This window comes from Clostridium sp., from assembly GCF_036639235.1.
Classification (GTDB): Bacteria; Bacillota; Clostridia; order Clostridiales; family Caloramatoraceae; genus Clostridium_AB.
This window is the reverse complement of the sequence record NZ_JAVWJB010000006.1, coordinates 15,314-30,071: the sequence shown is the minus strand read 5'-3', so window position 1 is coordinate 30,071 and position 14,758 is coordinate 15,314. Positions and strand designations below refer to the sequence as shown.

Genomic DNA, 14,758 nt, shown 5'->3' with positions numbered 1-14,758 from the left:
TTTTCATTTAGAGCAGCTAAGGAAATGGAAAGTTTATTTATAAATGAAATGTGTAAAGAGCTTTATATTAAGTCACTAGTTAGCCTTCTTTTTAACGGAAGATATAGAGATGTATACCAGCTTGAGGAAGCTGTTGTAGAAGTAGAGAAGTTTACTGATACTAGAGAGCTTTATAAGTATATACTTGATGATAAGAGAATTGAGCATATTAATATATATATGAATATTGACTTTACACCTGATAGGGTTATGTATATGGTAAAGTACATTTTATCAGCAAATATTGCACTTGGGTATAAGTGGAATAAACTTAGTGAAAAGTTAATGGGACTTGTTAATATATCAATTAAGTCTATGGTGCGGGAAGAGCTTGAGTATGAGGAGTTTTTCTTCAGCATGTCAGGAGACGATGAGTATATAGCAAGTATGATGCTTTTAATATTTGAAAAAATAGAAAACGAAAAGCTTCAGGAACACTTTATGAAGTGTATAACTTCATTCTTTAAAAAGTCAGAGGAATCACTTTCAACAGCTATCAGAAAGAGACTTTCGTATAGTGAAAATGGCCTTATATTCCTTTATGAGGAATTTAAAAGTTATATGATAGGTAGTAAATACACTTTAGATGGATTTATTGAGTATATGCCATCTTTCCTATGTGCTAAGGAGTATTTTGATAAGTACTTTTCAAGGGCAGCTGCACATGTACTATCTAATATTGAGGAAAATGAAGGGTTTAAGTTTTCAATATATATGATTAATCAGATAACAGATAAGCATATTCCAATAAGCATATTCTCAGATAAGGTACTACATCAAATAGTATTGTTTATTGAGGATAGGGTTGATTTTGCAAATTGTGAAGAGGTATATGCTATTTTAGATGGTGTTTCACATATTAAAAGGGACAGGAAGGTAGTTACCCCTATAAATATAACAAGAATGCTTCAATTACAAAGAAGCCTTCAAAGAGGGGAAGAAATAGATATATATGAGTTTGAACATGGGGCAGTATCACCTAAAAGGCTTAGTGAGGCTTCATATAAGAAGTATAGAGATATAAATCTTGAAGCTATAGCGAGTCTTTGTAGTGATAAGGAAGATCATAAGATTGTTACTGATGTATTCATGACAGAGGACAGGTTTATATTCGACTATATGATGCTCTGTTTAAATGATAAAAATATACATTCAAAGGTAGCAGTAAGCTTTATTATTTATTATCTTTATTATGTACATCCGGTTTATAAAATGTCAGGTAAGGAAAAGATAGCAATAAAGCTTCGTGAAATGTTAATTGATAGGATTTGTGAACTTAAGTTTAGCTTAATTTGTGAGATAGACGAAAGGGTTAAAGAAGAATTTGAAAAAGAGCATCTTTCAATGCCTGTAGAATGGGAAGAAATATTCTCTTCAATTAAGAAAATTAAAAGTGAATCAAGTTTAGTTGATAAATTTAAATTTATGATGAAAAAATAAAACTTTTATAGGTTAAACAGAAAGAGGGCAAATGCCCTCTTTTTATTTTGATTCTTTGTTTGATTTAAAAATATTATATATGGAAACAATAAAAGATATTGCCCCTGTTATGTATGGAATATAGGTAGGTATGTATGAGTCAAGTTCCTCATCAGATATCTTATCAGATATCTTAACAGCAGCACCTTCTGTTTTCCCGCATATAGTTGAAACTGACTTCATAGAGGAAGCAAGGCTTTCCCTGTTATCAGCAATAACCTCATTAACTGATTTTAGAGTTTTTATAAGTCTATATAGTGTTATACATAGAAAAACTGTTAATACTATAAAACATAGTAAAAACATAAAAAGAACCATATCTTTAAATGTTATATACATGTCCATCACCCCTTTTTCTAATTTTCGCCAAGTTTTAATATAATTATACCAAATATATTATATTTATCTCAATTAAAGTTGAAGATAAAATATAAAAGCTATAAAATGTAAAGGTAAGTTAAATTTAAGGAGCAATGATTATGAAAGATATTATAACACTAGGAATTGAAAGTAGCTGTGATGAAACATCAGCATCTATTGTGAAAAATGGTAGGGAAGTGCTTTCAAATATAATTTCTTCACAGATAGATATACACAAAAAGTTTGGTGGAGTAGTTCCAGAGGTTGCATCAAGAAAGCATATTGAAGCTATTTCAAGTGTTATTGATGAGGCTGTTAAGGAAGCAGGAATAGAATATAGTGATGTGGATGTTTTTGCAGCTACATATGGACCAGGGCTTGTTGGGGCATTACTTGTTGGGCTTTCAACTGCTAAGGCTATGGCACTTTCTTCAGGTAAGCCATTTGTTGGAGTAAACCATATAGAGGGGCATATTAGTGCTAATTATATAGAACATAAATTTCTTCAGCCACCATTTGTTACTTTAATTGTTTCAGGAGGTCATACACATCTTGTACTTGTTAAGGACTATGGTAAGTATGAAATAATAGGTAGAACAAGGGATGACGCGGCAGGAGAGGCATATGATAAGATATCAAGGGCACTTGGGCTTGGATATCCTGGAGGGCCTGCTATTGATAAGATTGCAAGGGAAGGGAATCCATCCGCAATAGATTTTCCAAGGTCATATCTTGAAGAGGGAAGCTTTGACTTTTCATTTAGTGGACTTAAGTCAGCTGTGCTTAACTACCTTAATAAGATGAATATGCAGTCATTTGAGATTAACAAGGCAGATGTTGCAGCTAGCTTTCAAGCATCTGTTGTTGAGGTTCTATCAAACAAGGCAATTGAGGCTGTTAAATTAGCTGGTGTAGATACTTTATGTTTAGCAGGGGGAGTTGCTGCGAATTCAGCACTTAGGGAAAGATTAACTGCTATATGTGAAAAGAAGGGAATAAGATTCCTGTATCCTTCTAATATACTTTGTACGGATAATGCAGCTATGATAGCATCAGCTGGATATTATGATTATATAAATGGACACATATCTAGTCTAAATTTGAATGCTGTACCATCTCTAAAAATAGGAGATAGGCACTAAGTTTGTAGAAGATAGTATGGATATTCTAAGGATGAATAAAAATAGCCTGTTGATATCTTACTAGGCTGTGTATAAATATATGTGGATAATGTTAAAATATGCTAGTAATACCTTGGTAGATAAAGGTTGTATATGTGGATAATGTTGTTAATATTGTGGATATATATAGGAATAATCATGAAATAATGATTTTCTACAAATTATTTAGGGTATAAAAAACTACCTACAAGTTTCTTGTAGGTAGTTTGCTTTTTCTACAAATTATTCAACTTCCTCCATAAGGATTTCCCACTTAGCATATAACTCCTCGATTTTAGATGAGTTGTTAGCTAGGGTAGTATTAACCTTAAGTGAGGTTTCAGGATTAGAGTAAACCTCTTCAAGGCATAATTCAGCTTCAAGGGCTTCATTTTCCTTTTCAAGTTTCTCAATTGATTTCTCAATATCCCTAATTTCGTTTTTAACCTTTTTAACTTTATCCCTTTCAGACTTAAGCTTTTTACGCTCTTCCTTAACCTGAGTTTTGGTTTTGCCAACAGTACTTACAACTAAGTCATCTTCCAGGGCATTTTTCTTGTCTATATAATACTGGAAGTTACCAAGATATTCTGTAATAGTATTCTCGTCTAGTTCTAGTATTCTATTAATTATCTTATTAAGGAAATATCTATCATGTGATATAACAAAAAGTGTTCCATCATATTCTAGTAGTGCATCCTCAAGTGCCTCTCTTGATAATATGTCAAGGTGGTTTGTAGGCTCATCTAGAAGTAGGAAGTTAGGTTTTGATAGCATAAGTTTAAGTAGGGAAAGTCTAGCTTTTTCACCACCTGATAGTAGTGAAACCTCCTTAAATACATCATCACCTGTAAATAAAAAGCTTCCTAGCATGGTTCTAATATCCTTAACACCAATGTATGGGTAAGCATCCCACACCTCATCAAGAACTGTTTTATAGGAAGAAAGCTCCTTTTGTTCCTGATCGTAGTATCCAATCTCTACGTTTTTACCAAGTTTAAATTCACCTGATGTAGGCTCTACAAATCCTTGAAGGATCTTGAATATAGTGCTTTTTCCACGTCCATTTTCACCTATAAGAGCAACTCTTTCTGAACGTCTTATCATAAATGAAATGTTTTCGAAAAGTTTTTTATCTGAGTAGGACTTAGAAAGCTCATCTATAATTAGAACATCAACACCACTTTTAACCTTAGATTGAAAGTTAATTTTTGAAGACTTGTCATCAAAGGTTGGCTTATCTATTCTTTCTATTTTATCAAGCATTTTTTCCTTACTTTCAGCCTGCTTAATACTTTTTTCTCTATTAAATGAGCGGAACTTATCTATCATAGACTCTAAACGTTCAATTTCTTTTTGTTGAATTTCATAGTCTTTAAGTTTTTGAAGATATCTTTCACGTCTCTCCTTAATATAATAGCTGTAATTTCCCCTATATTCTTCAACAACACCATTAGTTAATTCATAGGTCTTAGTTGTAATAACATCTAAGAAGAATCTATCGTGGGAAATAATAATAACAGTACCCTTGTAATCCTTTAGGAAGCCCTCAAGAAAGTTAATTGCCTCAAGGTCTAAATGATTAGTAGGCTCATCAAGAAGTAGTACATCAGGGTTTTGAAGTAGAAGTTTACTAAGTGCAACCCTTGTTTTTTGGCCACCTGATAATAGACCTATTTTAGTGTCTAGATATTCAGCGGAAATTCCAAGACCTACAAGTATCCCCTTTGCAAAGCTTTCACATCCATAGCCGTTTCTTTTTTCGAATTCATCCTGTAGTCTTCCATACTCCTTAAGAAGTCTATTGTATTCAGAGGAGTCAGGATTTGTTGCAGAATTTGAGATTAATATCTCAAGTTCACGAAGCCTTGATTCTATATTTAAAATATCATCATATACCTTCATAGTCTCATTAAATACTGTTTCTGATTCATCAAGACCAAGGCTTTGGGATAGGTATCCTACCTTTTTATCCTTAGGTATAAATATATCTCCACTATCTGGAGAAAGCTCACCTGTTAATATTTTAAATAGGGTAGTTTTACCTGCTCCGTTCTTTCCTACAAATCCAACCTTCTCGTTTTCGTTAATAGTAAAACTTACGTTTTGGAGTATTGTTTCAACACCATAGGACTTTGTAATTTTGTTTAGCGACAATGCTAGCATAATAAACACCCCTAGTTTAGTATTCTAAAGTAATTTTACTTATAAATTCTAAATTGTGCAACTTTAAAGATTAACTTAAAATGGTAGTATTCTTTGTTAAGATATAGTACAATGATTCTGTAGAGTTATAAAAGCCGGATAAGTACGGGATAAATTTAATTTTAAAAAGGATGTGGAATCATGGGAAAGTCTACAGTCATTTCAATGGCAGTTGTTAGAAGACTTCCAAGATACCGTAGATATTTGTCTGATCTATTAGAAAATGGTATAGACAGAATATCATCTAAAGAATTGTCTGAACGTATGGGACTTACTGCATCTCAAATAAGACAGGATTTTAACTGTTTTGGAGATTTTGGTCAACAAGGTTATGGGTATAATGTACGTGAACTATATGCGGAGATTGCAAGAATTATAGGACTTAATAAGGCTTATAATACTGTTATAGTTGGTGCAGGGAATATCGGACAAGCTATTGCAAACTACAGCAGCTTTTCAAAGCTAGGCTTTAATTTAATGGCTATATTCGATGTTAATCCAAAACTAATAGGACTTAAGTTTAGAGATATAGATATAAGAGATGTTGACAATTTAGATGAGTTTTTACAGCATAATAAAGTAGACATAGGAATTATATGTGTACCAAAGATTCAGGCACAAAGAACTGCGGATATTTTCCAAAATAGAGGGGTTAGGGCTATATGGAATTTTGCTCCAATAGACCTTAAAACTAATGAGGGAACAATAGTTGAAAATGTTCATTTAAGTGATAGTTTATTAACACTTAGCTATAGACTTAATGAAACTGAACTTTTCAGTAAGGAAGAAAACAACTAACTAAAAATAATAAACTTAGATATTATAGTAAGCTACCTAGTAATAGGTAGCTTATTTGGTACTATAAAACAAAAACACTGCAATATATAATGCAGTGTTTTTGTTAATTATATTAGTAATTAAGGTGCTATATTAGCTTATGCATGTAAAGCGGCGATTTGCCCTTCTCCAACAGCCTTTGATAACTGATATGGTTTACCAGTAATATCACCTGCTGCATAAAGTCCCTTAATATTTGTTTCCATATTTTTGTTTACCTTAACATGAACCCCATCAAGTTCTATTCCTGGAACTAGTGAAGTTAAAGGATAACTATCCTTAATAACAAAGTAGCCATCACATTCTATTGTAGAAGACTTAAGAGTTAGAGTTTCTGCCTTCATACTTCCTTCGAACTTAAGTGGAACATCCTTAACAATTTCAATATTATCATTAAATTTAAATGAGGATGTATTTGTTTGTGGGACAAAGTATACCTTTTCACATATTTCAGATAAGAAGTTAGCTTCATGGCAAGATTCTTCGTTATATCCTATAACGCAAACAGTTTTAGCCTTGTATAACGGGGCATCACATGTTGCACAGTAACTAACACCAAGGCCTAGGAACTTGTCCTCATTTTCAATGGATTTTTTGAAGTTAACCCCTGTTGTTAGGATAACCTTCTTAGCAGTAATCATCTCATCCTGTGCCATAAGAGTAAAGCTATCTCCCATTGAATAAACAGTAAGAACCTGTTTTGAGGATAGTGTAGCATCTGTTTTAGATAAATGATGGTTAAGAGATTTCATAAAGTCAGGTCCCGTTATACCAGGAAGACCTAAATAATTATCGATAATAGGAGATAGTAAGACCTTCTTACTATCTCCTCCAAATATAATCGTCTTTTGATTTCTTGCGTAGGCATTAATAGCAGCTGAGATTCCAGCTGGGCCCTTACCTATAATTGCAACATCATACATTAGATATTAAGAGCTCCCTTAATAGTGTTCTCTATATTTTCTTTTGGTTGGAATCCAACGATCTTCTCTACAATCTTACCATCATTAAATAAAACCATAGTTGGAATACTAGTAATTCCTAGTTGTGATGCTGACATAGGACTCTCATCTATGTTAACCTTAACTACTTGAACTTCACCACCAAGGCTCTTTGCAACCTCTTCAATTACTGGTGAAAGCATTTTACAAGGCATACACCATTGTGCCCAGAAGTCTACTAATACAGGTTTATCTGATTTAATTACCTCTTTATCGAAACTTAAGTCATTAACATTTGAAATCATTTTATTACCTCCTTTATACCCCTTTGGGGTATATCTAATTATATTATATGTTAGATATATATATATGTGAATATGTATTGAAAAAAATTAAATAAAATTATAAAATAAAGTAAATTTAATATTAGTTAATATATATTATCTATTAACATTTTAAGACAATTATGCTAATTACGCAATGAAATTTTACTTAATAATATTGTATATTAAAATACATTTTTTTATTCAATTAGGGGAAATTTATAATTGAAAGGAAAGTAACTATTATGAAATTAAAAAAATATGATGAAGGACTTTATATAGAAACCCCACAGGACTTTATAATCAAACATGTATTTGATTGTGGTCAATGCTTTAGATGGAATGAACTTGAGGATGGAAGTTATATAGGAGTCGTTTCAGGCCGTGTAATTAGAGCCTTTGAAAGCAATAATTCTATATATTTTGAAGGTGCAAATGAGGAAGACATTGAACTTTTAACAGAGTATTTTGATCTTAATCGTAGCTATGGGGACATTAAAAAGCTTATAAGCAAAGATGATAAGGTACTTGAAGAGGCGATTAAATCAGGTGAGGGAATTAGAGTTCTTAACCAGGATCCATTTGAAACTATTATTTCGTTTATAATATCTGCTAGAAATTCAATACCTATGATCAAGAAAACAGTTGAGAATTTAAGTAGAATGTTTGGAGATGAAATTATATTTAAGGGTAGTACTTATTATGCATTCCCAACTCCAAAGCAGCTATCTATGGCTACAGAACAGGAGCTCAGGGAGGCTGGGTGTTCCTTTAGAGCCCCATATGTATATCAAACTACTAGGGATATATTAGATGGCAATATAGATATATATTCTCTAAAAGATAAGGACATAGATGAGGCATTAAATGAGCTAATAACTCTTAAGGGTGTTGGAATTAAGGTAGCAGATTGTATAATGCTTTTCTCTATGAAGAAAACAGATGCATTTCCTGTTGATGTATGGATTAAGCGTATAATGGAATATTTTTATGTTAAGGAATCAACATCACTTAAGAAGATGAGGGAAATAGCAAGGGATAAATTTAAGGAGAATGCAGGAATAGCCCAGCAGTATCTTTTCTACTATGCAAGGGATTTTAAGGGGCGAGAAGGCTTCGCTAAGGAAAGTAAGGTAGATAAATCAAATAAAAAATAAAATATTTAACTATAAAAGGTCAACTTGAAAAAAGTTGGCCTTTTTGTGTTAAATGATAAAAATTAGGTAATAATACAAATATCATCTTTAAGGAGGGTAATAATGACAAAACATGTAGTTAACCATTTAAAGGGCTCTATAGCACCTCAAGGGTTTGGAAGTGTTAATAATGAGTTTGTATATTACGAGAAGCTTAACCCGGAAGAGGGAAGGTTCTTTACATATAATAATGGAAAGATGGATATAATTCATGATATATATGATGCACATGGTCTTATTGAGGGGGGACACCTGTTATCGGTAAGCATTGGTCCAGAAACAAGCTATAGGGTTTTAACTATGGACTCCCAGATGGTTAAGCTTACAGGTGTGTATTTTGACTTTAAGATTGATTCATCAAACAACGTTTTATGTCTAGGACATGATTCAGTTGATAGTGTTATTACAGTTGTTAATCAGCAGGGAGAGGTAATTAGAAGAATAGAGATGCCATATCTTTTCTTTGCAAGTTCTCTTTTTATAGAAGGTGAATATATATATGTTTCAGGTTTTACTAAGGATAACAAGTTTAAGATAGTTAAGATCAATTATATAGGAGTATTACTTGAGGAGTATATTATTAATACATCAGCAAGTGATAGATTAATATCAAAGCTTATAGTAAGTGGTAACTATATGATGCTATCAATAACAGGTAAGAATGATAGTGTAGTTATTCTAGACATGAATAGTAAGAAGATTAGAGAGTTTACATATAAGAATCTTTCACTAGATGAAATTTTAGATATTAATGTAGTAGATAATGTTATTTATATACTTTCTAATAAGAAGGTATACTCATACGAAATAAGTTATCTACTTGAAGTTAAGAAAAATAAAGGATATGTTCCGTTTTTAAGAGAAAATATTAAGTTAACTTATATATATTTTATGATTATAAGTCTTATTAAGGAGTATTTTCTTCCATGTGTAGCTGTGGTAGGGGGAGTGTATACCTTAATATGGACATTGGCTGAAAATAAGACTTCAATGTTATATAGTTTATTTATAATATGGTCGCTAGGTGCTATAATAGCTCTATTTGTAGGGCTTATATCAATTAGAAAAAAGTCGAAGAGGGTAAATAAGCTTCTTGATGTCCAAAGAGATAGTGGGGAAGGTTTCCTTCAAAGAGGGTTATTTCTAGTAACCATATTTATATCCATAATTTCTTTGCTATTTAACGGGGATTTCCGTATAATAAATGTTATAATATACGCAATAACACTTGTTTTTACAGTTGCTATAGATTATACATTACAAGGCTATATTAACCATAAGAAAGAAGATATAGTTATAGAACTGTTAGATGGAGGAAAGCACCTAACTAGAAACATTAAGTCACTAGTTAGTGAATCTGTTAGTAATAATAAGCTACTTATTAACATAAAGTTAGAAGATGAATTCAGTAGTTCTTACTTAGCTAAGTGGAATGAATCAAGAGGGTTTATTATAGGTGGAAGTATTAATTATGTGCTTATGAATAAGACGGTTATTAGTGTAGTTGATTTAACCAATAGGGATATTAAGTACTCTAAAACTTCTATATTATCAGATCTTATATCATATATAGAAGAAAAGGGAAGGATTAAAGAGGTTAATGCTATGTGGATCGACTGAGGTGAAGGAAATGGATGAAAATAAAGAGAAGTATTATATTGTAAGCTCTAATGTATTACCAGAGGTTTTCGTTAAGGTTATGGAAGTGAAGCAGCTTTTAGTTGAAGGGTCTAATATGAAGATTAACGATGCTGTTAAGCTAGTAGGTATAAGTAGAAGTACATATTATAAGTACAAGGATAGCATATTTGACCTTTATGATGAGGGACGAGATAATATTATAACTGTTATGCTTATGCTTGAACATGTTAAGGGAACTCTTTCAAGAATACTAGATCTTATTGCTAAGCATAATGGGAATGTGCTTACAATTAACCAAAACATTCCACAAAATAATATGGCGATGGTTTCTTTATCAATAGAGGTGTCTAACTTAGATGAGAGTACTGCTACTTTATTTGATGAAATCAAGGAACAAAATGGAGTTAAGAGCTTAAGGGTTGTATCAAAGTTTTAATCTACAAGAAAACCTAAGATTTTAGCCAAAAACTAAAGATATAAAGGGAAAAAATGCAAAAAACAAATTTTTTTCTTGAAATAACCCAGTTCTTAGAAGAATTTAAATCTTGAAATATTAATAAAAATTAATTATATTATAAGTATGTTAGCACTCTATATTAATGAGTGCTAATTACATAGATACTTTAAGGAGGGATAAGAATGACACTAAGACCATTAGGTGACAGAGTTGTTATTAAGAAAGTAGAAGCAGAGGAAACTACAAAGAGTGGTATTGTACTTCCAGGAGCAGCTAAGGAAAAACCACAGGTTGCTGAGGTTGTAGCTGTAGGACCTGGCGGAATAGTTAATGGAGTAGAAGTGAAAATGGAACTTAAAGTAGGAGATAAGGTTATTTTCGCTAAATACTCAGGAAATGAAGTTAAAATTGATGGATGCGAATACACAATTCTTAAACAAGACGATGTTTTAGCAATTGTTGAGTAGTTATATAGAGAAGGGAGAGATGTTTTATGGCAAAACAACTTATGTTTGGTGAAGATGCAAGACGTGCAATGCAAAGAGGTGTTGATAAACTTGCTAACACAGTTAAGGTTACGCTAGGTCCTAAGGGAAGAAATGTTATTTTAGATAAGAAGTTTGGTTCACCGCTTATTACTAACGATGGTGTAACTATAGCTAGAGAAATAGAACTTGAAGATCCATACGAAAATATGGGTGCACAAATAGTTAAAGAGGTTTCAACTAAGACTAATGATGTTGCAGGAGATGGTACTACAACAGCTACACTTCTTGCACAGGCTATTATAAGAGAAGGTCTTAAGAATGTTACTGCAGGTGCTAACCCAATGCTTATTAGACAAGGGATTAGAATGGCAGTTGAGAATACAGTAGATAAGATTAAGGAACTTTCTAAGCCAGTAAGTGGTAAGGAAGATATAGCAAGAGTTGCAGCAGTATCTGCAGCTGATGAAGAAATAGGAGTACTTATTTCAGATGCTATGGAGAAAGTAGGAAAAGAAGGGGTTATTACTGTTGAAGAGTCAAGATCAATGGGTACTGAACTAGAAGTAGTTGAAGGTATGCAATTTGATAGAGGTTACCTAAGCCCTTATATGGTAACTGACACGGAGAAGATGCAAGCAGATATTGATGATGCTTATGTTCTTATTACAGATAAGAAGATCTCAAATATTCAAGAAATTCTTCCAGTACTTGAGCAAATAGTTCAACAAGGTAAGAAACTTGTTATTATAGCTGAAGATGTTGAAGGTGAAGCACTTGCAACTCTTGTAGTTAATAAAATTCGTGGAACATTTACTTGTGTTGCTGTTAAGGCACCAGGATTTGGAGATAGAAGAAAAGAAATGCTTCAAGATATTGCAACTCTTACAGGAGGAACTGTTATATCAGAGGAGCTTGGACATGATCTTAAGGAAGCGGATATTTCAATGCTAGGTAGAGCAGAAAGTGTTAAGATTACTAAGGAGAACACTACTGTTGTAAATGGCAAGGGAGATAAGGACGCTATTAAGAATAGGGTAGCTCAAATAAAATCACAAATTGAAGAAACAACTTCAGACTTTGATAAAGAAAAACTTCAAGAAAGACTTGCAAAACTTGCAGGTGGAGTTGCTGTTATTAAGGTTGGAGCTGCTACAGAAACAGAACTTAAGGAAAGAAAACTTAGAATTGAAGACGCGTTAGCTGCAACTAAAGCTGCGGTTGAAGAGGGAATTGTTCCAGGAGGAGGAACTGCATACATTAATGCTATTTCAGCACTAGATTCTATTGAAGCTGAAGGAGATATTAAGGTTGGAGTTTCAATAATTAGAAGAGCACTAGAAGAGCCAGTTAGACAAATTGCAGATAATGCAGGTGTTGACGGAGCTGTTATAGTTGACAAGGTTAGAAGCTCAGCAGAAGGTATGGGATTCGATGCTTACAAGGGTGAGTATGTAGATATGGTAAAGGCAGGTATTGTTGACCCAACTAAGGTTACAAGAAGTGCACTACAAAATGCTGCATCTGTATCATCAACATTCCTAACTACAGAGGCTGCTGTTACGGATATTCCTGAGAAGAAGGAAGCTCCAATGGGTGGTATGCCAGGCGGAATGCCAGATATGTATTAATATAGTGATAAGAGGCTACTATACTAATTTTAGTATAGTAGCCTTAGTTATTTTGTAGATTTATTCTAATGATTTAATATATATAAGCTTAGTTGTTACAGTGTTTATGTCGGTTATTATAGAATAACAACCCTGAATCAAATTCTGATATGGTAAAAGTGTAGAGAGTAATTTAACAGTTTCTATTAACTTAAACTCTTCAATAATTAAGTCATCAAATGTATATTCAGGGATGCTAGGGTTATCAGAGAGATTCATCTCCTCACCCTTAACTAGCTTATATATATGAAGTAATGCCTTAAGATGGAGTTTTTTAGTGTCTATAATAGACCTTAATACATAGCTATCGATTTTAGTTGATAGGTGGTTATATATATTTATTTGTTTTGATGTTTTTACTATACATGATATAAGTGTACGTACAAGTGATGAGTACTCATTGTCTTGGATATTATGAGAACAGCCCATGGTTACTTCCTCTTTTTGCGGGAAGGCAGGTTGTCTTTTTCTTTGTAAGCTTTAGAAGCAGGGGATTCACGTCCAGGTACTGCTACTAAAACAGAACTTGGAATGAATTCGTTTCCATTGAATTTAAGGAAGGTTTGAACATAACCTAGTATGTCTGTTTTTGAAATTCCAACTATTTTTTGAATAGCAAGTAGAGAATTTACACCTGATGTGTTAAGGTCTATTGGTGTTAAGTATGATAGGCTAAGAACATCACCCTCATAAATCCCCTTAACTTTACCATCTGAATTGTACATATTAGTTAGGTAGCTCTTAGGGCGACTTCCTATATTAATATTAAATGTTAACCCGGTTCTGCGGTTGGTTACAGCTATATTATAATAGTCTGTGTACACAACACTATATTCAGAGTACTCATCGAATGCTAGGAAATTAAATAAACTTCTAGGGTTATTATCTACTGCTGAGAACAGGTAGAATATAAATTGTGATGGTTCAGTTGAACTTTCAATTGATATAAACATATCCATTTCATTAAGGTTTCTAAAATGTGATAATAGAAGCTTTGGGTTAAAGCCAGAATTATATTTAAATCTTAAATAAGTAGTTTTTTTACTTCGTCCATCAACTAATGCTATTGTTATATTTTCAAAAAGGGTAGGTACTTTATTAATAGCGGAAATTGTTCCAAGTAAATAAACCTCGTCGAGTACTCCATCACCTGTTACATCTCCTAATTTTTTATCTATTATATAGTAGATAACATCTGGACTCGGATTTAATTCAGGATCAAAATAAGTTTCCATTTAGGACTCCTTTACATTAATATACATTATTATAATATGTGAAGAACTCCTAAATAGTTAAAAGCTTTTTCTTTCAATAAGTTTTAGGTTAATAATAAAAGAACCTATATATATTATTGTTATAATTATAACAATATAAAAGGTAAATATATTAAAGTTACTATCTATTATGTTAATAATATTGTTTCTAACCTTTTCAGAGGTTAGAGATATAGGTATTAGGTAGTAAATCATACCAATTGTACTTATAAATCCTTTAGAGGTTTCAAAAGGAAGTGATAAAACAGATATGAAAAAACTAACAACAAATAAAAGAGAGTATAAAAACCCTATAAGTATAAGTGAAGGGTAAAGTATAAATGTTGTAGATGTAGCGATACTTAATATCCATGAAAGAAGTATATGGTATAGAAGAATAATAAAGTAACCAAATAGAAATATTAAATATTTAAGTAGTAAATAGTCTCTTCTTTTTATAGGAAGGCTAAAAATTACACGTTGATAAGAATCTGTAAGGTCTGAATATATATTTGTAAAGTATATAAAATAAACTATATAAAACATTACAAGTGCAAAGTATATATTAAGTAATATACTTGATGCAGGATTTGGAGCTATAACAAATGCTAGAAAATATACTGTAATTGTTATTATTGTTGAGATAATCCCTGTAAGTAATAAACTGTTTTTAGAGCTTATCCAGTTAATTTTAAGTAGATTTTTCATAGAC

The 14,758-nt window shown here is 32.2% G+C and carries 15 protein-coding genes; 8 read left to right on the top strand and 7 right to left on the bottom strand.

Features of this window, described 5'->3' with window-relative positions:
- Window positions 1-1,479: hypothetical protein (locus tag RR539_RS03015; protein ID WP_332500181.1), on the top strand; the 1,479-nt coding region annotated here is incomplete at its 5' end.
- Between the two features lie 42 nt (window positions 1,480-1,521).
- Here the strand turns inward: RR539_RS03015 and RR539_RS03010 are convergent.
- Entirely contained in the window at window positions 1,522-1,857 is a 336-nt protein-coding gene (locus tag RR539_RS03010) for a DUF948 domain-containing protein (RefSeq protein ID WP_332472848.1), read from the bottom strand.
- A 134-nt stretch (window positions 1,858-1,991) separates the two neighbouring features.
- On the opposite strand from RR539_RS03010, the gene tsaD reads away from it, so the two are divergent.
- Entirely contained in the window at window positions 1,992-3,020 is a 1,029-nt protein-coding gene (gene tsaD / locus RR539_RS03005) for a tRNA (adenosine(37)-N6)-threonylcarbamoyltransferase complex transferase subunit TsaD (protein WP_442878384.1), read from the top strand.
- A 261-nt stretch (window positions 3,021-3,281) separates the two neighbouring features.
- Here tsaD and abc-f read toward each other — a convergent pair whose 3' ends face one another.
- The gene (gene abc-f, locus RR539_RS03000; protein ID WP_332472846.1) at window positions 3,282-5,204 is read right to left on the bottom strand and encodes a ribosomal protection-like ABC-F family protein; all 1,923 of its coding nucleotides are present in this window, start codon (window positions 5,202-5,204) and stop codon (window positions 3,282-3,284) included.
- A gap of 180 nt (window positions 5,205-5,384) precedes the next feature.
- Here abc-f and RR539_RS02995 point away from each other — a divergent pair, with 180 nt between their 5' ends.
- Window positions 5,385-6,041 (top strand): redox-sensing transcriptional repressor Rex, encoded by a 657-nt coding sequence (locus RR539_RS02995; protein WP_332472845.1) that lies wholly within the window; start codon window positions 5,385-5,387, stop codon window positions 6,039-6,041.
- A 137-nt stretch (window positions 6,042-6,178) separates the two neighbouring features.
- Here RR539_RS02995 and RR539_RS02990 read toward each other — a convergent pair whose 3' ends face one another.
- Both RR539_RS02990 and trxA read right to left on the bottom strand, forming a co-directional pair.
- Window positions 6,179-7,003: an NAD(P)/FAD-dependent oxidoreductase gene (locus tag RR539_RS02990; RefSeq protein WP_332472844.1), complete on the bottom strand. Its 825-nt coding sequence runs from the start codon at window positions 7,001-7,003 to the stop codon at window positions 6,179-6,181.
- On the bottom strand, window positions 7,003-7,326 hold the full coding sequence (gene trxA / locus RR539_RS02985) for a thioredoxin (RefSeq protein ID WP_332472843.1): 324 nt from the start codon (window positions 7,324-7,326) through the stop codon (window positions 7,003-7,005). The genes RR539_RS02990 and trxA overlap by 1 nt, the downstream gene beginning before the upstream one ends.
- A 263-nt stretch (window positions 7,327-7,589) precedes the next feature.
- On the opposite strand from trxA, the gene RR539_RS02980 reads away from it, so the two are divergent.
- The 5 genes from RR539_RS02980 to groL all read left to right on the top strand — a co-directional run bounded on the left by RR539_RS02980 (window position 7,590) and on the right by groL (window position 12,754).
- On the top strand, window positions 7,590-8,501 hold the full coding sequence (locus RR539_RS02980; RefSeq protein ID WP_332472842.1) for a DNA-3-methyladenine glycosylase family protein: 912 nt from the start codon (window positions 7,590-7,592) through the stop codon (window positions 8,499-8,501).
- Window positions 8,502-8,603: 102 nt separating this feature from the next.
- Window positions 8,604-10,160, top strand: a complete 1,557-nt coding sequence (locus RR539_RS02975) for a hypothetical protein (protein WP_332472841.1) — start codon at window positions 8,604-8,606, stop codon at window positions 10,158-10,160.
- A 10-nt stretch (window positions 10,161-10,170) separates the two neighbouring features.
- Window positions 10,171-10,617 carry an ACT domain-containing protein gene (locus tag RR539_RS02970; protein WP_332472840.1) on the top strand — a complete coding sequence of 149 codons (447 nt, stop codon included), beginning with the start codon at window positions 10,171-10,173 and terminating at the stop codon, window positions 10,615-10,617.
- A 203-nt stretch (window positions 10,618-10,820) separates the two neighbouring features.
- Entirely contained in the window at window positions 10,821-11,105 is a 285-nt protein-coding gene (gene groES, locus RR539_RS02965; RefSeq protein ID WP_332472839.1) for a co-chaperone GroES, read from the top strand.
- 26 nt (window positions 11,106-11,131) lie between these two features.
- Entirely contained in the window at window positions 11,132-12,754 is a 1,623-nt protein-coding gene (gene groL / locus RR539_RS02960; RefSeq protein WP_332472838.1) for a chaperonin GroEL, read from the top strand.
- A 60-nt stretch (window positions 12,755-12,814) separates the two neighbouring features.
- Here groL and RR539_RS02955 read toward each other — a convergent pair whose 3' ends face one another.
- From RR539_RS02955 to RR539_RS02945, 3 genes are read right to left on the bottom strand one after another with little or no spacing between them, the layout of a single operon-like run.
- Window positions 12,815-13,222: a hypothetical protein gene (locus RR539_RS02955; RefSeq protein WP_332472837.1), complete on the bottom strand. Its 408-nt coding sequence runs from the start codon at window positions 13,220-13,222 to the stop codon at window positions 12,815-12,817.
- A 2-nt stretch (window positions 13,223-13,224) separates the two neighbouring features.
- Window positions 13,225-14,028 carry a hypothetical protein gene (locus tag RR539_RS02950; RefSeq protein WP_332472836.1) on the bottom strand — a complete coding sequence of 268 codons (804 nt, stop codon included), beginning with the start codon at window positions 14,026-14,028 and terminating at the stop codon, window positions 13,225-13,227.
- A 57-nt stretch (window positions 14,029-14,085) separates the two neighbouring features.
- On the bottom strand, window positions 14,086-14,754 hold the full coding sequence (locus tag RR539_RS02945; protein WP_332472835.1) for an ABC-2 transporter permease: 669 nt from the start codon (window positions 14,752-14,754) through the stop codon (window positions 14,086-14,088).
- Window positions 14,755-14,758: the final 4 nt, after the last annotated feature.